We start from the raw sequence: 21,380 nt of genomic DNA, 5'->3' as shown, positions 1-21,380 counted from the left end.
TGAATTCTAGTCCCAGCCGGACGCGGCAAGCTGGCCAAACGAAACGGCCTTCCGATGGGCCGCGACTGGGACTCCAAGGCGTTCAACGGATTGCGGCCCGGGTGCGGTAGGCGGCCGGTCGCGAACTCTTCGCTTTATGGCCAATTCAATCTCCGGCGGCGCGCGTGAGCGGCTCAAGGTGGGGCGATTTACCCTGTCGCGTCAGCTCGAAGACGAACCGGCGGCGCGCCTGTATGACGTCGTCGATCAGCTGCAGGGCTTCAGGAACAGAATCGGCAACTGTCAGACCGTGATCGGTCACAATCCGCAGCAGCTGGCGCATCGCCGGCCCGGGGACCACGCTGCAGTACAGCCGGGCTCGTTGATGCTCGTCATTGACCGTCAGCAAAGCTCGAAACCCGTCAATAGCAAGGAATTTCAGATGGCTGAAGTCAACAATCAGCGGAGTCTTCAACCGCGCGAAACGGCGGATCTCCCGGGCGACGCGCTCGGCGTTGGACGCGTCGATTTCACCATCGACGCGCACCACCGTGGCGATGCTGCGCGCATATACATGCACTCGGGCTGGAGCGCAGTCGGCCGCGTAGCGGCAAGGGGATTCCGCTGACAAATCAGTACTGGGTGAGAAAGTCATGTTTGGGCCCATCAAATTTGGTGTGGGCACGAGAGTGACAGCTGTTGTACAACCGCTCCCGCGACTATCAGCTGTGAACTCAACCTAGTAAGCAGCGTAGTCCTCAACGGCCGCGATGAGAAAGAGACGATGGCTGTCTGCGGTGCCTGTGTGCGAGACTGAAACGGCAAGGCGCACAGATGTTTTCGATACCTGCGGCGTGAGCGTGACGACTGTGTTGGTTCGTTCCGTGGCTATATTGCGCCAATACCCTTCGTTCAATGACCTTCGGGGTCTCGCGCGTGGGAGTAACAACGCTGCGGTGGCGTTCCTTTACCCCGTCGCGATTGTTTGAGTGTGCCGAAAAGGGCGGTGGTGCGCGCGGCCCACTTTGCCGAAGTACCACATCTGGTGCACATGTCGTCGGTCGGGGCCTACGCGGCTGGTCGTTACGGACAGAAAGTTGACGAGTCGACGGCGGGCGTGCCGTCCTCCGCCTACAGCAGGGCCAAATCCGCGGTAGAGCAAATGCTTGACGGCTATCAACTCGATGAGCCCTACGGAGTGGGCATTACCCCGCTGCGTCCGGGTTTCATCCTGCAGCACAACGCCGCGGCGGGTCTGCGGCGTTACACCGTGCCGGCCTACGTCGACCCCGGGTGGTTGCGATGCTTACCCATCCTGCCGCTGGACCGCTCACTCAACGTGTCGATGGTGCACGCCGAAGACGTGGCCGACGCTTGCCTGAGGGCGATCGAGCGCCGCGCGCTAGGCCCGTTCAACCTCGCCGCTGAGCCCTCGGTGCGCCGCAACGACATTGCTGAGGCCCTGTCTGCCAAGCCCGTTCACCTGCCGTCGGGTGTGTTGGGGTCGCTGGTGCAGGCATCCTGGCGGGCCCGGGTGCAGCCGATCGACCGCGGCTGGCTGGACCCGGCTTTCTCGGTGCCGTTGTTGGGTACTGATCGCGCCCAGGCCGAGCTTGACTGGTCGCCGCGGTGATCGGCGCCGGAGGCTTTGACGGACTTCGTCAACGGGTTTGTGCGCCAAGTGGGCACCCGCAGCCTTGTCCTTCGTCCCCGGTCATTCGCCGGCGCTCTCGCGCGACCTATCCAAAGGACCGCTTACGGTGCGGCGGGTGCCCTGAACTTGGTACGCCCAAGCATGTGGCGCAACGCCGACTCGAGGTCGGGGTGGCGAAACCGATGCCCGGCGCGGTTCAACCGGGCCGGACTCACCCGCTGGCTGGCGCACGCGAGTTCGCGCGCGCCCTGGGCGCCGAGCAATAGCCGAGGACCCAGCGGCGGCACCGGCAAGACCGCGGGCCGGTGCAGCACCTGGGCTAGTGTGCGGGTGTAGTCGGCATTGCGAACCGGTTGCGGCGCAACTGCGTTCACCGGACCCGATAGCGAGCTGTCCCACAGCGCGCGGTGATAGATGTCGACCAGATCGTCGATACCGATCCAGGACAGCCACTGTTGGCCGTCACCCAGCCGGCCGCCGAGCCCAGCGCTGAACAGCGGACGCATCAGCCGTAGCGTGCCGCCGAGTGGGGATTGCACGATACCGGTGCGCACCCGCACCACCCGGGCCCCGGTCTGCTCTGCCGGGGTGGTCGCGTCCTCCCAATCGGCGACGACGTCGGCCAGAAAGCCGTCGCCGCGCTCACTGTCCTCGGTCAGGACTTCGTCGCCGCGGTCGTATCCGTAGTACCCGACCGCCGACGCCGAGATGAACACCTGCGTGGGTGCCACGAGTTCGGCCAGCCGCCGCGTCGGCCCAATTCTGCTGGCGCGGATGGCATTGCGGTGCTTGTCGTTGAATCGTCCGGCAATCGAGGCGCCGGCCAGGTGGATCACGGCATCGACGCCGGCGAGTAGATCCGGATCTGGAGCATCGGTGTTCCATCGTCGCTCGTCTTCGCTGCGTGGGTTGCCCCGGACCAGGCGGATGACGCGGTGGCCGCCGGTGCTCAGGAACGCCGCCAGCGCCGAACCGACCAGTCCCGACGAGCCCGTCACCGCGACCGTTGTCAGGGCCAGGCCATGTTCGGCCGCCAGCCGGTGGGCGGCAAGATCGTCGGCCAGCTGACGGTGCCGGTAGGCGAACATGGCGCGCAGCGCGAACCCGGGTACCGGCGTGTCCACCCGATCGATGACCCGAGTGCGGTTGTCGCCGGCGTCCTCGAACTCATGGGTATGCCGCCACCGCCCGACAATGCGGGGCGGCAGTGAGGACAGACCGTCGCTGCCGATGGTGTCGACGAAACGCCTTGGCGGATCATAAGAATCGGCCTGATGGTCGGCGACCCAGCGCATGCCGCCCGGAAACGCCAGCGTCGACCGGCCGTCCTTGAGCGATGCCGCCTCGGTGACCAACCGCATCGGCTGCCAGGGCGGCGACAGCCGGCGAAACGCTCCAGGACGAGCGTGCCAGGCGAATACCTCATCGAGTGGCGCATCGACCACGCTCACATACTGCAGCCCCATCAGCCCGACGTTACCGGTACGGGTCGGCTAGCGATCGGGCAACGCGTGCTCGACTATGGGCAGCCGGGGTTGCGGCTGTCGTTCGCCACGCTTTGCGGCCAGGTACACCTGCGCGGTTTCCTTGGCCACCGTCTGCCAATCGAAGTCGGCGGTCAGGCGCTCCCGGGCGGCGCGGGCGTGCCGTTGCGCGGCGGCCGGATCGTCGAGCACGGTGCGGACCGCGGCGGCCAGGGCGGCCACGTCGCGGGGCGGGCAGGAAACTCCGGTGACGCCGTTGATCACCGCTTCGCCCAGACCGCCGATGTTCGAGGTCACCAGCGGGGTGCCCGCGGCGGCGGCCTCCAGCGCGGCCAGCCCGAACGGCTCGTAGTGGCTGGGCAGGACGGCGGCGTCCACCCGGTGCAATGCCGCCATCAGCTCGGCATGCTCGAGGTGGCCGACGAACTGAGTTGCCTTGAATACCTTGTGCTTACGCGCCTGCTCGATGAGCCAGTCCTGTTGGGTGCCGCCGCCGGCCACGGTCAGCGTGGTGCCGGGATGCGTACGTCTGATCCGGGGCAGCGCGGCGATCGCGTCGTGTACCCCCTTCTCGTACTCCAGCCGTCCGACGTAGAGGAGCTCGGGGGAGCCGGTGCGTGGGCGACGGGCGGCGAACGGCCAGCGGCGTGCGTCGATCCCATTACGAATCACCGAGATCTCGGCCAGCCCCGGACCGAACAACTCAGTGATCTCGTCGCGCATCGACGCCGAACATGTGATGAGCGAATCGGATTCGCGCACCAGCCACGACTCGACGGCATGCACCTGACGGCTGATCGGCCCGCTCACCCACCCCGAATGCCGGCCGGCCTCCGTCGCGTGGATCGTGGAAACCATTGGCACGTCATAGAATTGGGACAGAGCAATAGCGGGATGGGCGACCAGCCAGTCGTGGGCATGCACCACCTCGGGGCGCCACGGGCGGTCGCTGCCATGCCGTTTCAGGGTCAGGCCCGCCCGCACCATGGCGTGGCCCATCGCCAGGGTCCAGGCCATCATGTCGTTGCCGAAGCTGAACTCGTGTGGATCCTGGGCGGCCGCGATCACCCGGACGCCCTCGCTGATCTCGTCGGAGGACGGGTGGGTACTGGGGTCGGTGCCCGTGGGCCGGCGCGACAGCACGACGACGTCGTGACCGGCAGCGGCCAGGGCGGTCGACAAGTGGTGCACATGCCGGCCCAGCCCGCCGATGACCACCGGCGGGTACTCCCACGACACCATCAAAATCTTCACCGGCGTAGCCCCCTGGCAAAACTAGGTCGCGAGCGTGCGCAGAATGCCGCCCAGAGCCGCGTGTCGGCGTGCCGACCCGCACGCTCGCGGGAAGAGGCGTTCACCGGGGAAGCCTTCTTGCGTCGAGAGCGCCGAAGAGGCCGTCGGCGCGGTTCCACCCTTCGGCCAGGCGCTGTGCGCTGTCGCGGCGGCCCGACGCCAGCGCCCCGGCGATCTCCCGGGTGGCGTGCGCGTGCAGATGGGCGCGATAACGGGCGTAGTCGGCCGCCGAGTCCTTACTCACCATGAACGGCCAGTCGCTGGAAACGGTGAGCAGTGTTTCGCGCAGAATCTGGTCGGCTACTTGATCGCGGGGTAGCGGTCCGTCCAGCGATGCCGTCTGCGCAAGAGCCTTGTCGACCGTGGTCAACGCCGTATCGACCACTTCATTGTTGAGCTGGACCAGATCGGCCACCTGGTCGCCGTTCCACACCTGCCAGTCCTTGCCCGAACCCCAAGAGCCGGGCGGCAATTCGACGGCCTCGCCGACGTATCCAGCGTTGAGCGCGTCGCGCAGCGTCCCCACCCGTATCCCGGCTGCGGGCAACGCGCGCAGCACCCGCTGCAGCCAGGTCGGGCCTTCGTACCACCAGTGACCGAACAGTTCGGTGTCGAAGGCGGCGACTACGTGAGCGGGCCGCCCGATGCGCTCGGACTCCGAGAGCAGCCGGTTGCGCACGACGTCGACGAAGTCGGCGACGTGAACGTCGACGGCGCGGTCGGCACGCTCGGGGTCGTAGGGCGCCTTGGCGTCCGACGCCACATTGCGCCCGGTGACCCGAGCCGGTTTGAGGCCGGTGAGGTGGTCGTAGGTGTGGAAATCGCGGTAGGCGGCGTGACCGGGATAGCCGGATTTAGGCGACCACACCCGGTAGCTGACCTGCAGGTCGCGCCCGAACGCCACCACGTCGCTGGCGCCCACCGGCCGGCCCAGCGCGGTGTCGCCGTGCAGTGACGGACCGTCGACCATGAAGTGGGAAATGCCGGCAGCCGCGTACTCGGTTTCCAGGCCCGGCGCGTAGGCGCATTCGGGAGCCCAGATACCGGTCGGGGTGTGCGCCAGCCGCTGCTGTGCATCGGCTAGACCTTCGCGCAGCGCGAATTCGCGCAGCCGCACGGTGAGCAACGGTTGGAACGGGTGAGCCAAGGGCCCGCCGAGCAGTTCCACGGTGCCGGCGTCGATCAGGCCGCGCAACAGCGGGCTGCCGCCGTGGCGCCACAGCGTGGCGAAGTCGTCGAGTGCCTGGCTGGCCTCGGCCCGCTCGCGAATTCCAAAGGCCCGCAATGCTTCTGGTGTGCAGGACGGATAGCCGGCCGATTTCGAGCGGGGTGCCGTCCGTACGGTGGCCGCCTCTTCGGCGCGCAGCCGCCAGTTGGCCAGCCAGTGGTGCATTCCGTCGAGGCAGTACGGGTCGTCCAGCTGGGCGTTGACCACCGGCGTCATACCTAGCGTGATGAGTCCGTGGCGGTCCTCGGCGGCCAGCGTCTGCAGCACCCGGAACAGCGGCAGGTAGGCCGCCGCCCACGACTGGTAGAGCCATTCCTCGCCGACCGGCCAGCGGCCGTGATGGGCCAGCCAGGGCAGGTGGGTATGCAGGACCAGGGTGAACAGCCCGGGCACCGGGGCTGGTCCGGAACTCGCCGTGCTCAAGGGCGCACCGCGATCGCAATGAGGTCCAAGCTCTCGTCGATATCGCGGCTGCTGATGTCGAAGTCGGCGGTGGTGACCGCCGCGACGTCGGCGGCCAGTTGGGGCGGCCAGGGCGCTCCCTCGTCGCTGGCCAGCGCCATTGCGATCTGCGCGTCGATGATCGAACCGCCGTGCCGCGCGTCCATCTCCCGCAACCGCGCGCCGTGAAACAGCCCGCTCATCGACACGTCGGTGAAGCCGCCGCCTACCAGGAGCTCGGTGAGCTCGTCGGCATTGAGTTCGCGGGTGTGGAAGGGGTTGATCGGGGTGTCGCGGCCGGGGGAGAAGGTGATCCGGTTGGGAGTGGACATCATCAGCACCCCGGCGGGCCTCAGTACCCGCGCGCACTCGCGCACGAACTGGCCCTGGTCCCACAGGTGCTCGATGACCTGAAAGTTCACCACGACGTCCACCGACGCGTCTGGCAGCGGCAGCTCGGCGAGGTTTGCCTGCATCACCTCGACCCGCGGGTAGCGGCTGCGCACGTGCGCCACTGCGGCGTCGTCGTAGTCGACCGCGACGACACGGCGGGCGACGCCGGCGATCAGATCGGCGCCGTAACCTTCGCCACAGCCGGCTTCGAGCACGTCCCGGCCGGCGCAGCGGGGTGCCAGCCGTTCGTAGACCACCTCGTGGCGGCGAAACCAGTAATTCTCGATGTCCAGGTCGGGAATGGTGCGCTCACCCGTCAGCGTCAGCACGGTATCGACGGCCCCCGAAGTATCGGCGGGCACGTCGTGGGGAACGTCGGGAACGAATGCGCTCATTGCTAAGGCAGGCTAACCCCTGGCACCCGATTCGCGAACCGGGCACCGGGTGCAGGGGAAGGAATGACCAGCACTACCCGCTATGGTGTGAGGGCAGTCTGCACAAAGTTACCGTCTAGTAACATCTCCGCGTGCGGTTGCGAATCGCGTGACCCAGGTCCGGCAGTCGAGCGCTGCGGACGCCTTCGAGGAGGACGAACCACAACCATGACGAACATCGTGGTGCTGATCAAGCAGGTCCCAGACACCTGGTCGGAGCGCAAGCTGACCGACGGCGACTACACGCTGGACCGCGAGGCCGCCGACGCGGTGCTGGACGAGATCAACGAGCGCGCTGTGGAAGAAGCGCTGCAAATCCGTGAGCGGGAGGGCGGAGAAGGGTCCGTCACTGTGCTGACCGCGGGCCCCGAGCGCGCCACCGAGGCAATCCGCAAGGCGCTGTCGATGGGCGCCGACAAGGCCGTCCACCTCAAGGACGACGGCATGCACGGTTCCGACGTCATCCAGACCGGATGGGCGCTGGCGCGCGCGCTTGGCACCATCGAAGGCACCGAGCTGGTGATCGCCGGCAACGAGGCCACCGACGGCGTGGGTGGCGCGGTGCCGGCCATCATCGCCGAGTACCTGGGCCTGCCGCAGCTCACCCACCTGCGCAAATTGTCTGTCGAGGGTGGCAAGGTCACCGGCGAGCGTGAGACCGACGACGGTGTCTTCATGCTCGAGGCAACGCTGCCCGCGGTGGTCAGCGTCAACGAGAAGATCAACGAGCCGCGCTTCCCGTCCTTCAAGGGCATCATGGCCGCCAAGAAGAAGGAAGTGACCGTGCTGACCTTGGCCGAGATCGGCGTCGAGGGCGACGAGGTCGGGCTGGCCAATGCGGGTTCGACGGTGCTGTCCTCGACACCCAAACCGCCCAAGACCGCGGGTGAGAAGGTCACCGACGAGGGCGAGGGCGGCAACCAGGTCGCTCAGTACCTGGTCAGTCAAAAGATCATCTAAACGAGCCCCCTAAGACGAGAAGAGCGAATAAACCATGGCTGAAGTACTGGTGCTCGTTGAGCACGCCGAAGGCGCGCTGAAGAAGGTCAGCGCCGAACTGATCACCGCCGCCCGGGTGCTGGGCGAGCCGTCCGCTGTGGTCGTGGGCTCCCCGGGCACGGCCGCCCCGCTGATCGACGGACTCAAGGCGGCTGGTGCCGCCAAGATCTACGTCGCCGAGTCCGACGTCGTCGACCAGTATCTGATCACTCCGGTCGTCGACGTCCTGGCATCCTTGGCCGAATCGGCGTCGCCGGCCGGCGTGCTGCTGGCGGCCTCCGCGGACGGCAAGGAGATCGCCGGCCGGCTCGCAGCCCGCATCGGATCGGGGCTCCTGGTCGACGTCGTCGAGGTGAAAGAGGGCGGGGTGGGCGTCCACTCCATCTTCGGAGGCGCGTTCACCGTCGACGCGCACGCTAATGGCGACACTCCGGTGATCACCGTTCGGGCCGGCGCCGTTGACGCCGAGCCGCAGGCCGGTGCAGGGGAGCAGGTGAACGTGGAGGTGCCAGCTCCCGCCGAGAACGCCACCAAGGTCACTTCGCGTGAGCCCGCGGTTGCCGGCGACCGGCCGGAGCTGACCGAAGCCACGGTCGTGGTGTCGGGTGGCCGCGGTGTGGGCAGTGCGGAGAACTTCAGCGTGGTCGAGGCGCTGGCCGACTCGCTGGGGGCGGCTGTGGGCGCTTCGCGCGCCGCGGTCGACTCCGGCTACTACCCGGGCCAGTTCCAGGTGGGCCAGACCGGTAAGACGGTGTCGCCGCAGCTCTACATCGCGCTGGGCATTTCCGGTGCCATCCAGCACCGCGCAGGCATGCAGACGTCCAAGACCATCGTCGCGGTCAACAAGGACGAAGAGGCGCCGATCTTCGAGATCGCCGACTACGGCGTGGTCGGTGACCTGTTCAAGGTGGCACCGCAGCTGACCGACGCGATCAAGGCCCGCAAGGGCTGAGTTTGTAGCCCTGCTGGCCGGTTAACCGGCCAGCAGGCCGTCGGTACCGGTGACGCCGGCTTGCCCATTTTCGCCGTTATTGGCGCCTGGCCCGGCGATGCCGCCGACGCCGCCGGACCCGCCGGTACCGCCTGCGCCGATCACCTGTGCGGCCCCGCCGTTGCCGCCATTGCCGCCATTGCCGCCGCTCAACCCATCCAGATAGGTTGTGCCACCGCCGCCACCGGCGCCGCCCGCGCCGCCATTGCCGTACAGCCCGCCGACTCCGCCGCTGCCGCCGTTACCGCCGTTACCGCCGGTGCCTTCGGCGCCACCCGGTTCATTGAGGCCATCTCCGCCGACCCCGCCATGCCCACCGATACCGCCGGTGCCGAAAAGCATTCCGCCCGCGCCGCCGGTGCCGCCCGCCCCGCCGCTCCCGCCGGCCGCGCTTCCGCTTTGCGCTCCGGCTCCGCCTGAGCCGCCAGATCCGCCAACTCCGAACAGCCCCGCGGCACCTCCGCTGCCGCCCGCGCCGCCGTTGCCGCCCGCAAAACCAGTGGTGGTTGTGCCTTTGCCGGTGTTGAATGTCGCGCTGCCGCCGACGCCGCCCTGCCCGCCCGAACCGGCGGTGCCGTATAGCCAACCGCCGCGACCACCGTCGCCGCCCTGGCCACCGTCACCTGCTGCCTGGTTGGCGCACAATCCGCCGGCACCACCGCCACCTCCGGCTCCGCCGGCACCGAGCAGCCCGGCGGCGCCGCCGGCTCCGCCGGCGCCGCCACTGCCGGCTGTCACGCCGATGACAAGTCCGCCGCCGGTGCCGCTGTAGGTTGCCGTCCCGCCGTCGCCTCCCTGGCCGCCGGCCCCGGCATTTCCGTACAGCCACCCGCCACCGCCGCCGTCACCGCCGGCGCCACCCTGGCCGCTGCGAGCGAGCCCGGTAAGCCCGCCGGTCCCGCCGGCGCCACCTTGTCCGCCGGCGCCGAACAATCCCGCCGCACCGCCGGCCCCGCCGGTGCCCCACAAACCGGCGGCTCCACCGGCACCGCCGGCCCCGCCATTGGACCCGTTGAAGCCGGTCGCGGCCGGCAGCGCCGCCCCTCCGGCGCCGCCGCTGCCGCCGTTGCCATACAGCCAGCCGCCGCTTCCGCCGGAACCGCCGGCCGCGCCGGGCCCGCCGGCGCCGCCGTTGCCGCCATTGCCGATCAATCCCGCGGCGCCGCCGGCTCCGCCGGCGACTCCAGCGTTCGTCCCGGGCGCGCCGTTACCGCCGTTGCCGTACAACAGCCCGCCGGCGCCGCCGGGCTGACCGGGACTGCTGCCATTGGCGCCGTTTCCGATCAGCGGCCGGTTCAGCAGTGTCTGGGTGGGCGCGTTGATCAGATCCAGCGCGCTTTGCAGTGGGGAAGTGTTGAGCGCCTCGGCAACGGCGTACTGTCCTGCGGCGCTGCTCAATGCGCGGACAAACTGCTGATGAAACGAGTTTGCTTGGGCACTGAGTCCCTGATATTGCAGGGCGTGGCTGCCAAACACCGCCACGATTGCCGTCGATATCTCGTCACCGCCGGCGGCCGCCAAGCCTGTGGTGGGGAGTGCTGCGGCCAGGTTGGCCGAGTTCAGCGTCGCTGCGACGTTTTCCAGATCCCTTGCCGCTACGCCCAGCAACTCCGGAACGGCTATCAGAAAAGACATCGGATCAGCGTATCGCCGTCTAGCCGGAGAAGAGGGGGTCTTCGCCGTCGCTCAGCACGTCTGGAATTGCCACCAGATACGACAACAGCGTCCTCCTGACCGTTCGTTATTGACGGATCGGCGGGGCGCCCTGTATCGCGAGCGCGGGTTTGTGGTCGTCGTTTGGCGTAACTGGCGCCAGCGCATCTGATCAGGGCAAGTATTCGGCGAATAGTGAGCCCGCATTCAACGCCCGGCAATGTTGGTATGAACGCCGCCGGTTGCTGCGATATCTAGTCATCTGACGTGCACCGACATGTCACAGCGTCGATGCCGGTTAGCTGACCGGCTGGGCCACGTTGTTTCCCATGAGCATCGCTTCTGTCCTCATACCCAGCGAGAAAACCCACGACGCGGTAACCGGGCGGTCTTCCGGACCGCACTATTCCCTCTTGCTTTCCACCGACCCATCGCTCATCGAGGCCGCACAGCGGCTGCGCTACGACGTCTTCAGCAGTACCCCGGGCTTTGCGTTACCGACGGCCAGCGACGGTCGCGACGTCGACCGGTTCGACGAATACTGCGACCATCTGCTGGTCCGCGACGACGACACCGGCGAGCTGGTCGGTTGCTATCGGATGTTGCCGCCGCCGGGCGCCATCGCCGCCGGGGGGCTCTACACCGCCACCGAGTTCGACGTGCGCGCGTTCGACCCGCTGCGGCCGTCGTTGGTGGAGATGGGCCGCGCGGTGGTTCGCGACGGCCACCGCAACGGCGGGGTGGTGCTGCTCATGTGGGCGGGCATCCTGGCCTACCTGGACCGCTGCGACTACGACTATGTGACCGGTTGCGTGTCGGTAGCGGTGCGCAGCGAGGCCGACGTACCGGGAAGCCAGATCCGCGGTGTGCGCGATTTCGTGCTGAGCCGCCACCCGGCGCAGTACCGGGTACGGCCCTATCGGCCCGTGTCCGTCGACGGCAGGGGACTGGGCGACATCGAGCCGCCTGCACGGCCGACGATTCCGCCGCTGATGCGCGGTTATCTCAGGTTGGGCGCCCGTGTCTGCGGCGAGCCCGCGCACGACCCGGATTTCGGCGTCGGCGACTTCTGCGTGCTGCTGGCAAAACGCGACGCCGACACCCGATATCTCAAGCGACTGCGCTCGGTATCGGCGGCGGCCGAGATGGCGGGCGGCGCGTCTCGATGACCAGCCCGGTGCGCGCTCCCGCAGCCCTCGGACACTCCTGGCTACCCCGCGCATCGTGTGACATCAATTGTGTGGGCATGGACGCCACACCCGCCTCCCGGCCGGTGCTGGTGGCGCTGCGGGTAGCGCTGCGCGTGGCGCTCGTGCTGTTGCTGGCACCGGGGGTGCCCCTGCTGGGGGTGCCGCTGCCCGGCCGCACCCACGCCCAGCGCGCCTACTGCAGACTGGTGCTGCGCTGCCTAGGTGTCCGAATCACCGTTTCGGGCAGTCCAATTCGTAATCTGCGTGGCGTACTGGTCGTGAGTAGCCACATGTCCTGGCTCGATGCGTTCGCCATCGGCGCGGTTTTGCCGGGGTCGTTTGTCGCCCGTGCCGATATGTTCACCGGACGCGCGACGGGGATCGTGGCGCGCATCCTGAAGATCATCCCGATTGAGAGGTCCAGTCTGCGACGGCTGCCCATCGTGGTCGAGACCGTCGCCCGCAGGCTGGTCGCCGGTCACACGGTGGTGGCTTTTCCCGAGGGCACGACATGGTGCGGTCGGGCCTACGGGAGCTTCTATCCGGCGATGTTTCAGGCCGCAATCGACGCCGGCCGACCCGTTCAGCCGTTGCGGTTGTCGTATCACCACGTCGACGGCAGCGTGTCGACCGCGCCGGCCTACATCGGCGACGACACCTTGTTGCGGTCGGTCTACCGGCTGCTGCGGGTGCGCCGCACGGTGGCCTGTTTGCGGGTGGAGTCGTTGCAGCTGCCGGGCGGCGATCGCCGGGACTTGGCCAGGCGCTGCCAGTCGGCAATACAGGCCGGTGAACCACGGCGGATAGGGCAGCACTCGAGGTTGATAGCGCCCGCGCTATCGCGTTCTGGGATTGGGTATCCAGGGCGCGACGGTGCCTTTGTGGCTGAAGTGGCTGATGGTGCAGCTTTCCCGCCCGCTCGCAAGTTTGGGGTCGCCTAGCCGGCCGGTATCGTGGGGCGGGTCATGGTCTACCTGGATCACGCTGCCACCACCCCGATGCACCCCGCGGCCGTCGAGGCGATGACGGCCGTCCTGGGTACCGTCGGCAATGCCTCGTCGCTGCACACTTCCGGGCGTACGGCGCGCCGGCGGATCGAGGAATCGCGGGAGCTGATCGCGGAAAAGCTGGGCGCGCGCCCATCCGAGGTGGTCTTCACCGCGGGCGGCACCGAGAGCGACAACCTAGCGCTCAAGGGGATCTACTGGGCGCGCCGCGACACAGCACCCGGCCGTCGGCGCATCGTCACCACTGAGGTGGAACACCACGCCGTGCTGGACGCGGTCAACTGGCTCGTCGAACATGAAGGCGCCCAGGTGACCTGGTTGCCCACCGCGGCCGACGGTTCGGTGTCGGCCACGGCGCTGCGCGAGACGCTGCAGGACCACGATGATGTCGCGCTGGTATCGGTGATGTGGGCCAACAACGAGGTGGGCACCATCATGCCCACCGTCGAGCTGGCCGCCGTCGCAGCCGAATTCGGCGTCCCCATGCACAGCGACGCCATTCAGGCGGTCGGACAGCTGCCGGTCGATTTCAGAGCCAGCGGACTGTCGGCGATGAGCGTGGCCGCACACAAGTTCGGTGGCCCGCCCGGCGTGGGCGCCTTGCTGCTGCGCCGCGATGTCGCCTGCGTGCCGATATTGCACGGCGGCGGTCAAGAACGCGATATCCGTTCCGGCACACCGGATGTCGCCGGTACAGTTGGGATGGCCGTCGCGGCCCAGATCGCAGTCGACGGGCTGGAGGTCAACAGCGCCCGGCTACGCGTGTTGCGGGACCGCCTGGTCGACGGTGTGCTCGCCGAAATCGGCGATGTTCGCCTCAACGGTGCTCACGATCCGTCCCCCGCAAGCGGGAGGTACCCCCAGCGGCTACCGGGCAACGCGCACTTCACTTTCCGCGGGTGCGAAGGCGATGCGCTGTTGATGTTGTTGGACGCCAACGGAATCGAATGTTCGACCGGCTCGGCCTGCACGGCCGGCGTCGCGCGGCCCTCGCATGTGTTGATCGCGATGGGCGCCGATCCCGCCAGCGCCCGCGGATCGCTGCGTCTTTCATTGGGGCACAACAGTGTTGACGCCGATGTCGACGCGGCTCTAGACGTGTTACCGGGTGCGGTGGCGCGTGCCAGGCGAGCCGCTCTGGCCGCCGCGGGGGCTCCGTAGGTGAAGGTTCTCGCCGCGATGAGCGGTGGTGTCGACTCGTCGGTCGCCGCCGCCCGGATGGTCGAAGCCGGTCACGACGTGGTCGGCGTGCATCTGGCGCTCTCCGCCGCACCGGGCACCCTGCGCACCGGGTCGCGCGGCTGCTGCTCCAAGGAAGACGCGGCAGACGCCCGCCGCGTTGCCGACGTGCTCGGCATCCCGTTCTATGTATGGGATTTCGCGGAAAAGTTTCAGCAGGATGTGATCGACGATTTCGTGTCGTCGTACGCCCGCGGCGAAACCCCCAATCCGTGCGTGCGGTGCAATCAGCAGATCAAGTTCTCGGCCCTGTCGGTGCGAGCGCTGGCGCTGGGTTTCGACTGCGTGGCAACCGGACACTATGCGCGGTTGTCCGGGGGGCGACTGCGCCGTGCCGTCGACCGTGACAAGGATCAGTCCTACGTGCTGGCGGTGCTGAGCGCTGAGCAGCTGCGGCACGCGGCGTTCCCGATCGGGGACACCCCCAAGCCGCAAATTCGCGCCGAGGCGGCCCGCCGCGGTCTGGCCGTCGCCGACAAGGCTGACAGCCACGACATTTGCTTCATTCCCTCGGGCAACACCCGCGCATTTCTGGGTGAACGCATCGGTGTGCGCCGCGGTGCCGTGGTCGATTCCGAGGGCGCGGTGCTCGCCGAGCACGACGGAGTGCACGGGTTCACCATCGGCCAGCGCAAAGGGCTGGGCATTGCCGGGCCCGGACCGGACGGCCGCCCACGCTACGTCACGCAGATCGACGCCGACACCGCAACAGTCCACGTGGGCGAGGCGGCCGAGCTCGACGTGCACGCGCTGACCGGGCGGGCGCCGATCTTCACCGCCGGAACCGCACCGGCAGGGCCCCTCGAGTGCGAAGTGCAGGTTCGGGCGCACGGTGAAACCGCCAGTGCCACAGCTGAATTGAGCGGCGCCGAACTCGCTGTGCGCTTACATGCCCCGCTTCGGGGCGTCGCGCGGGGCCAGACTGTGGTGCTTTACCGGCCGGATCCAGACGGCGACGAAGTGCTTGGCAGCGCCACCATCGCCGGCACCTCGCGGTTGGCCCGGGCCTGACCCGCGGACCGAGTCAGCCTGGCACGTTCGCGGCGATGTTCGTCATCACGATGTCAGACACCGATTGCGGGAAGCCGCAGTAGGTCACTTCGACCAACGCCACTGACAGGATCCGGTAGTCGCGGCCGCAATCGCCGGGGCGCATGTGCAGCGAGTCGCCGTCGGTTTTCCAGTGGCTGACGAACAGCCAGCCGCTGGAAGTGGCCGCGCAGTTGCCCACTGAGGTCACTAGGGCATTGAAGGCCCGACGGGCAGTGTCGGCATCGCGATAGGCTGCGGCACCTTCGGATATCAGGCGTCCGTCCGGCGGATCCTGAAACGTGGTCTTGTGAAACCCCGCAACGTCGGGACCGAAGGTCGCCGTTTCGGCGAAGATGAAGCGGCATTCCGGCGGCGCTGTCTCGGCCAGTGCGTCGATGTCCACCGGGTACCTGCCATCCATCGAGGGGATGATCGTCAAATGCTCACCGGCGCCGGTAATCGCGCGCATTCGCGACTGGTCCAATAGCAGCGCGCCGGTATCGAGCACGCCCAGCGGAGTGGCATCGTATGCCGGCAACGCCGCACCGCCCACCACCCGCGTGCAGGCAACCGCCAGCAACGTTGCGCAAGACAACAGCAACGGCCGTATCAGTCTCGCCATCTGCCACCCTTCCGCGGTCGAACCTACCCGTGCGGCCCGGGCGTAAACACCCCTGGGGACCCGCCAGTGATCTGACGTCGAATACGGTTGCCCGGTGAGTGTTTTCGCCCCTCATTTCGCGACAGCCACCGGTATCGGATCGTGGCCGGGCGTCGCCGCGCGGCCGGCGGCCGAAGTCGTGGTCGGTGAATTGGCGGGCGCGTTGGCCCATCTCGTGGAGTTGCCCGCCAGGGGAGTGGGCGCCGACATGCTGGGGCGAGCCGGTGCACTGCTGATCGACGTGGCCATCGACACGATGCCGCGCGGATACCGCGTCGTCGCCCGGCCCGGTGCGGTGACGCGGCGGGCGGTCAGCCTGCTTGACGAGGACATGGACGCGCTGGAGGAGGCCTGGGAAATCGCGGGCCTGCGCGGTTCCGGGCGGGTGGTCAAGGTGCAGGCTCCGGGGCCGGTCACGTTGGCGGCGGGCCTGGAGCTGGCCAACGGCCACCGGGCGATCACCGATCCCGGCGCCGTGCGTGACCTGGCCGCGTCGTTGGCCGAAGGCGTCGCGGCCCACCGTGCGGCGCTGGCGCGCCGTCTCGATACGCCGGTGGTGGTGCAGTTCGACGAGCCTTCGCTGCCGGCGGCGTTGGGCGGGCGGCTGAGCGGAGTCACCGAGCTCAGCCCGGTGGCACCGCTGGACGAGGCGGTGGCCGGCGCACTGCTCGACGCCTGTGTCCAGGCCGCGGGCGCGGACGTGGTGCTGCATGTCTGTGCGCCGGAACTGCCGTGGAACCTGTTGCAGCGCAGCGCTATTAGTGCGATTTCGGTGGATGCCGGCACGCTGCGGGCAGCGGATCTGGAAAGTATCGCGGAATTCGTCGAATCGGGCCGCACCGTGCTGCTGGGCGTAGTGGCTACCAGTGCCCCGGAGCGTCGCCCGTCGGCCGAAGAGGTGGCCGGTGCGGTGCTCGCGGTGACCGATCGGCTGGGATTCGGTCGCTCGGCGCTGGCCGGCCGGATCGGAGTCACCCCGACTTGCGGTCTGGCCGGCGCCACGTCGCAGTGGGCCCGCACCGCGATCGGACTGGCCCGCAAGGCCGCCGAAGGGTTGGCGGATTACGGTGACTGACAACTCGCGTTAGCCCGGATCCCCGTCCACGCCGGACTGCCCGCTGGCGCCTTGAGCGCCACTGTTGCCGGATAAGCCGTCGATGGATCCGTCGCCGCCGTTGCCGCCGTTACCGCCGAGGCCGCCGGCTTCGCCGTGGCCGGCGGCGCCGCCCAGGCCGCCGGCGCCCGAGTGGCCGAATAGTCCGCCCGCACCGGCGCTGCCGCCGTCGCCACCGTTGCCGCCGTCGCCGCCGGCTCCGCCGACACCACCGTCGCCACCGTTCCCGCCCACGTTGTCGATGACAGCGGGGTCGATCAGGCCGCCGCTGTTTCCGCCGGTGCCGCCCGCGCCGCCGCGGTCGCCGATTCCGCCGTTGCCACCCGCGCCGCCGGCGCCGCCCTCACCGCCGGTACCGAAAAGCAGTCCGCCCCGGCCGCCGCTACCTCCGGCACCGCCGGCACCGCCGGTGCCTCCGGACGCGCCGACACCGCCGACGCCCCCAGCACCGCCGGCCCCGCCGGCCGAGACGCCGGTTGCGGTGTTCGAGGCGATGCCGCCGGTACCACCGTTGCCACCGGTGGCGCCGAGGCCACCGGTGCCTCCGGCGCCACCGGCACCCCCGATGGAGATGCTTGCCGCATCGCCGGTCGTCGCGTTCCCCCCGTTGCCGCCATTGCCGCCGGCGCCGCCGGCACCCCCGGTCCCGCCGACACCGCCCGTGCCGCCGATCGCACCTGAATCGGTGGCGCCGAAGGCACTGGACTGACCGCCCCGCCCACCGTTGCCGCCGGGCGCCAAGGGTCCGCCCGCGCCCCCTGTACCCCCGGTGCCGCCGATGGCGCTCGTCCCGTCGGTCGTCGTCGAGCCGCTGCCGCCCTGGCCGCCGGTGCCGCCTTGCTGGCCGCTGACGGACCCGTCGGCGCCGGCTGTGCCATTAGCGCCATTTCCGCTCGTGTTGGAAGCGCCTGGGGTGCCGTTGCTGGCATGGGTGAAAGGCGGCTGGGCGGTCGGATTAGTCCCGGCCGCGCCCTGGGCACCGAATCCGCCCGCGCCACCGGCACCCCCGGTGCCAAAAAACAACCCGGCGTCACCGCCCGCGCCGCCACTGCCACCGGATTGGCCGGCTACCGACGCGTTGCCGCCCGAACCGCCATGCCCGCCGTCGCCGGTCAGCCACCCGCCGTTACCGCCCTTGCCGCCAGCCGCCCCGGCGCCTCCGGCCCCGCCGCTGCCCCCGTTACCCATCAGTCCAGCGCTGCCGCCGGCGCCGCCGACCTGCCCGGCGGCCGCACCGCTGCCGCCGCTGCCACCGTTGCCATACAAGAGCCCGCCAGGTTTGCCGGGCTGCCCCGGCGCGCCGTCGGCGCCGTTGCCGATCAGTGGGCGCCCCAGCAGCGCCAGGGTGGGCGCATTCACGGCGTTCAGTACCAGTTGTTGCAGCGTGGTGTTGGCGGCCTCGGCGGCCACATAGTGACCGACATCGGCGGTGAGGGCACGGACGAAGTGCTCGTGAAATGCTGCCGCCTGCGCCGCAACCCGCTGATACGACTGGGCGTACGCGTCGAACGTCGCCGCGATCGCCGTCGAAATCTCGTCGGCAGCGGCACTCAGTACCCGCGTCGTCGGGGCCGCCGCGGACGCATTGGCCGCGCTGACCGCCCAACCGATTCCGGCCAGATCATCGGCCGACGCCGCTAGCGCTTCGGGTGTCACGAGTAGATATGTCATTCTGCTCCCAACGCCACATCGATTTGCTGGACGGGCGGTATGGTAGCGCCCAGCCGTTAACCCGTCCGGGGATTCGGTCGCGTTCTAAGACGGTTCATGTTTCCGCGACGCCGAGGTCGGCGCTGTATGAAGGTCGGACCGCTTCGATAACCTGCCAGGGTGAGCTCACCCGAGGTATTGCACGAGTGGCAGGAACTGGCCGAGGAGGTGCGCGAACACCAATTCCGCTACTACGTGCGGGACGCGCCGATCATCACCGACGCGGAGTTCGACAAGCTTCTGCGCCGCCTGGAAGCGCTCGAAGAACAGCATCCCGAGCTGCGCACACCCGATTCGCCCACCCAGCTGGTCGGCGGTGCCGGCTTTGCGACCGACTTCGAATCGGCCGAGCACCTGGAGCGGATGCTCAGCCTCGACAATGCCTTCAGCTCAGCGGAACTCGGCGCCTGGGCCGGCCGCATCCACGCCGAAGTCGGTGACGCGGCGCACTATCTGTGCGAGCTGAAGATCGACGGCGTCGCACTGTCTTTGGTCTACCGGGACGGACGCCTCGCCCGCGCGGCCACTCGCGGCGACGGCCGCACCGGTGAGGACGTCACGCTGAACGCCCGCACGATCGACGACGTTCCGCAACGGCTCACCGGCAGTGCCGATTACCCCGTCCCCGAGATCCTCGAGGTGCGCGGCGAGGTCTTCTTCCGGGTGGCGGACTTCCAGGCGCTCAACGCGAGCCTGGTCGAGGCCGGCAAGGCGCCGTTCGCCAACCCCCGCAACAGTGCCGCGGGATCGCTGCGTCAAAAAGACCCGTCGGTAACCGCCCGTCGCAGGCTGCGGATGATCTGTCACGGGTTCGGTCACACCGAGGGCTTTCGCCCGGTTACCCAGCACGATGCCTATCTGGCGTTGAAGGACTGGGGCCTGCCGGTTTCCGAGCACACCACGGTGGTCGCCGACATGGCCGGGGTGCAGGAGCGCATCGACTACTGGGGCGAGCATCGCCATGAAGTCGCTCACGAGATCGACGGCGTGGTGGTCAAAGTCGACGAGGTGGCGCTGCAGCGCAGGCTGGGCTCCACGTCGCGGGCCCCGCGCTGGGCCATCGCCTACAAGTACCCGCCCGAGGAGGCCCAGACCAAGCTGCTCGACATCAAAGTCAATGTCGGTCGCACCGGACGGGTTACCCCGTTCGCGTTCATGACGCCGGTGAAGGTCGCCGGGTCGACGGTAGGGCAGGCCACTCTGCACAACGCCTCGGAGGTCAAACGCAAGGGCGTACTGATCGGCGACACCGTGGTGATCCGCAAGGCCGGCGACGTCATCCCCGAGGTGTTAGGACCCGTCGTCGACCTGCGCGACGGCTCGGAACGCGAATTCGTCATGCCCACAACGTGTCCCGAGTGCGGCACCACGTTGGCGCCGGAGAAGGAAGGCGACGCCGACATCCGCTGCCCGAATGCGCGCGGCTGCCCGGCTCAGTTGCGGGAGCGGGTATTTCATGTCGCCAGCCGCAACGCCCTTGACATCGAGGTGCTGGGTTATGAGGCGGGCGCGGCGCTACTACAGGCGCACGTCATCGACGACGAGGGCGACGTGTTCGGTCTCACCGAAGAAGATCTGTTGCGCACCGACCTTTTTCGCACCAAGGCCGGTGGGCTGTCCGCCAATGGCAAGCGGCTGCTGGCCAACCTCGACAAGGCCAAGGCCGCGCCACTGTGGCGGGTACTGGTGGCGCTGTCGATCCGGCACGTCGGGCCGACGGCCGCCCGCGCGCTGGCTACCGAATTCGGCAGCATCGACGCCATCGTCGACGCCTCCACCGAAGAGCTGGCCGCGGTCGAGGGTGTCGGTGCGACGATCGCCGCCGCGGTCACCGAATGGTTCACCGTCGACTGGCATCGCGAGATCGTTGAGAAATGGCGCGCTGCCGGAGTGCGGATGGCCGACGAGCGTGACGACAGCATCCCGCGCACCCTGGCCGGCTTGACAATCGTGGTCACCGGCTCGTTGACCGGGTTCTCCCGCGACGACGCCAAGGAGGCGATCGTGGCCCGCGGCGGTAAGGCGGCCGGCTCGGTGTCGAAGAAGACCTCTTATGTCGTGGCCGGTGATTCGCCGGGGTCCAAGTACGACAAGGCCGTTGAACTCGGGGTGACCATTCTCGATGAGGACGGTTTCCGCCGGCTCCTCGAGCAGGGGCCGCCCGAAGAACCCGCTGACAGCGAAGCGGCCGAAGTGCCATAGTGGGCGCTATGACACAGGCTGCCGACCGGTCCGCGGACTTGTCGCCGTGGTCGCCGCGCGAGGCCGAATTGCTCGCCGTGACTTTGCAGCTGCTGCAGGAGCACGGGTATGACCGGTTGACGGTCGACGCGGTGGCCAACACCGCGCGCGCCAGCAAGGCCACGGTGTACCGCCGCTGGCCGTCGAAAGCCGAGCTGGTATTGGCCGCATTCATCGAGGGGGTTCGGCAAGTAGCGGTCGTGCCCAACACGGGCACGCTGCGCGGTGACTTGCTCAAGCTGGGCGACATCTGCTGTCAGCAGGTACACCAACAGGCCGGCACCATCCGCGCCGTGCTCGTCGAGATATCCCGCCACCCCGCGCTCAACCAAGCCATGCAGCGCCAGTTCATCGATCAGCGCAAGGCCGTAATCCAGCATGTCCTTCGGCAAGCCGTCGAGCGCGGCGAGATTGCCGAGTCGGCCATCACCGACGATTTGTGGGACCTGCTGCCGGGGTATCTGATCTTCCGGGCCATCCTTCCCGAACGGCCACCTACCAGTCGCACGGTGCAAGCCCTCGTTGACGACTTCATCATCCCCGGCCTTACCCGCCGCACCGATTAGCCCGACTCCAAAGTGTACGGTGACGTCTCTTGTGCAGTACGGTTCAGTACCGTACTGTCATAGTCACTAAC

17 protein-coding genes and 1 pseudogene are annotated in these 21,380 nt (G+C 68.5%); 10 read left to right on the top strand and 8 right to left on the bottom strand.

Annotation, left to right across the window (positions count from 1 at the left end):
• Positions 1-145 precede the first annotated feature (145 nt).
• On the bottom strand, positions 146-529 hold the full coding sequence (locus AWC27_RS02565) for an STAS domain-containing protein (RefSeq protein ID WP_245846796.1): 384 nt from the start codon (positions 527-529) through the stop codon (positions 146-148).
• A gap of 441 nt (positions 530-970) precedes the next feature.
• Between AWC27_RS02565 and AWC27_RS02560 the strand changes: the two genes are divergently transcribed.
• On the top strand, positions 971-1,612 hold the full coding sequence (locus AWC27_RS02560; RefSeq protein WP_245846794.1) for an NAD-dependent epimerase/dehydratase family protein: 642 nt from the start codon (positions 971-973) through the stop codon (positions 1,610-1,612).
• A gap of 122 nt (positions 1,613-1,734) precedes the next feature.
• On the opposite strand, the gene AWC27_RS02555 is transcribed toward AWC27_RS02560, so the two are convergent.
• The 4 genes from AWC27_RS02555 to AWC27_RS02540 all read right to left on the bottom strand — a co-directional run bounded on the left by AWC27_RS02555 (position 1,735) and on the right by AWC27_RS02540 (position 6,867).
• Positions 1,735-3,099, bottom strand: a complete 1,365-nt coding sequence (locus tag AWC27_RS02555) for a TIGR01777 family oxidoreductase (protein ID WP_085669046.1) — start codon at positions 3,097-3,099, stop codon at positions 1,735-1,737.
• A 27-nt stretch (positions 3,100-3,126) separates the two neighbouring features.
• Entirely contained in the window at positions 3,127-4,371 is a 1,245-nt protein-coding gene (locus AWC27_RS02550) for a glycosyltransferase family 4 protein (protein ID WP_085669045.1), read from the bottom strand.
• 100 nt (positions 4,372-4,471) lie between these two features.
• Positions 4,472-6,061, bottom strand: a complete 1,590-nt coding sequence (locus AWC27_RS02545) for a 1,4-alpha-glucan branching protein domain-containing protein (RefSeq protein WP_139836721.1) — start codon at positions 6,059-6,061, stop codon at positions 4,472-4,474.
• The gene (locus AWC27_RS02540; protein ID WP_085669043.1) at positions 6,058-6,867 is read right to left on the bottom strand and encodes a class I SAM-dependent methyltransferase; all 810 of its coding nucleotides are present in this window, start codon (positions 6,865-6,867) and stop codon (positions 6,058-6,060) included. The genes AWC27_RS02545 and AWC27_RS02540 overlap by 4 nt, the downstream gene beginning before the upstream one ends.
• A 207-nt stretch (positions 6,868-7,074) precedes the next feature.
• On the opposite strand from AWC27_RS02540, the gene AWC27_RS02535 reads away from it, so the two are divergent.
• On the top strand, positions 7,075-7,866 hold the full coding sequence (locus AWC27_RS02535; RefSeq protein WP_085669042.1) for an electron transfer flavoprotein subunit beta/FixA family protein: 792 nt from the start codon (positions 7,075-7,077) through the stop codon (positions 7,864-7,866).
• Between the two features lie 34 nt (positions 7,867-7,900).
• Positions 7,901-8,857 (top strand): electron transfer flavoprotein subunit alpha/FixB family protein, encoded by a 957-nt coding sequence (locus tag AWC27_RS02530; RefSeq protein WP_085669041.1) that lies wholly within the window; start codon positions 7,901-7,903, stop codon positions 8,855-8,857.
• A 21-nt stretch (positions 8,858-8,878) separates the two neighbouring features.
• Here AWC27_RS02530 and AWC27_RS02525 read toward each other — a convergent pair whose 3' ends face one another.
• Complete coding sequence (locus AWC27_RS02525) at positions 8,879-10,531, bottom strand: PE family protein (RefSeq protein WP_085669040.1); 1,653 nt, start codon at positions 10,529-10,531, stop codon at positions 8,879-8,881.
• Between the two features lie 347 nt (positions 10,532-10,878).
• Between AWC27_RS02525 and AWC27_RS02520 the strand changes: the two genes are divergently transcribed.
• The 4 genes and pseudogenes from AWC27_RS02520 to mnmA all read left to right on the top strand — a co-directional run bounded on the left by AWC27_RS02520 (position 10,879) and on the right by mnmA (position 14,996).
• Positions 10,879-11,718 (top strand): GNAT family N-acetyltransferase, encoded by an 840-nt coding sequence (locus tag AWC27_RS02520; protein WP_085669039.1) that lies wholly within the window; start codon positions 10,879-10,881, stop codon positions 11,716-11,718.
• Between the two features lie 8 nt (positions 11,719-11,726).
• A pseudogene (locus AWC27_RS02515) lies at positions 11,727-12,578 on the top strand (lysophospholipid acyltransferase family protein); the annotation flags it as partial.
• 126 nt (positions 12,579-12,704) lie between these two features.
• Positions 12,705-13,907, top strand: coding sequence for a cysteine desulfurase family protein (locus tag AWC27_RS02510; RefSeq protein ID WP_085669037.1), 1,203 nt, complete (start codon positions 12,705-12,707; stop codon positions 13,905-13,907).
• Positions 13,908-14,996, top strand: coding sequence for a tRNA 2-thiouridine(34) synthase MnmA (gene mnmA, locus AWC27_RS02505; RefSeq protein WP_085669036.1), 1,089 nt, complete (start codon positions 13,908-13,910; stop codon positions 14,994-14,996). It abuts the gene before it with no gap.
• Positions 14,997-15,009: 13 nt separating this feature from the next.
• Here mnmA and AWC27_RS02500 read toward each other — a convergent pair whose 3' ends face one another.
• A complete protein-coding gene (locus AWC27_RS02500) occupies positions 15,010-15,639 on the bottom strand; it encodes a sensor domain-containing protein (protein ID WP_085669035.1) in 630 nt (209 codons plus the stop codon).
• A 94-nt stretch (positions 15,640-15,733) separates the two neighbouring features.
• Between AWC27_RS02500 and AWC27_RS02495 the strand changes: the two genes are divergently transcribed.
• Complete coding sequence (locus AWC27_RS02495; RefSeq protein ID WP_085669034.1) at positions 15,734-16,753, top strand: uroporphyrinogen decarboxylase/cobalamine-independent methonine synthase family protein; 1,020 nt, start codon at positions 15,734-15,736, stop codon at positions 16,751-16,753.
• Positions 16,754-16,762: 9 nt separating this feature from the next.
• Here AWC27_RS02495 and AWC27_RS02490 read toward each other — a convergent pair whose 3' ends face one another.
• Positions 16,763-18,463, bottom strand: coding sequence for a PE family protein (locus tag AWC27_RS02490; RefSeq protein ID WP_085669033.1), 1,701 nt, complete (start codon positions 18,461-18,463; stop codon positions 16,763-16,765).
• 159 nt (positions 18,464-18,622) lie between these two features.
• Between AWC27_RS02490 and ligA the strand changes: the two genes are divergently transcribed.
• Entirely contained in the window at positions 18,623-20,704 is a 2,082-nt protein-coding gene (gene ligA / locus AWC27_RS02485) for an NAD-dependent DNA ligase LigA (protein ID WP_085669032.1), read from the top strand.
• Positions 20,701-21,309, top strand: a complete 609-nt coding sequence (locus tag AWC27_RS02480) for a TetR/AcrR family transcriptional regulator (protein ID WP_139836720.1) — start codon at positions 20,701-20,703, stop codon at positions 21,307-21,309. Before ligA ends, AWC27_RS02480 begins: the two co-directional genes overlap by 4 nt.
• Positions 21,310-21,380 lie beyond the last annotated feature (71 nt).

It is taken from the genome of Mycobacterium szulgai (assembly GCF_002116635.1).
Lineage (GTDB): Bacteria > Actinomycetota > Actinomycetes > Mycobacteriales > Mycobacteriaceae > Mycobacterium > Mycobacterium szulgai.
Note: the sequence above shows the minus strand (reverse complement) of the source record. Positions and strands in the feature narration are given on the sequence as shown.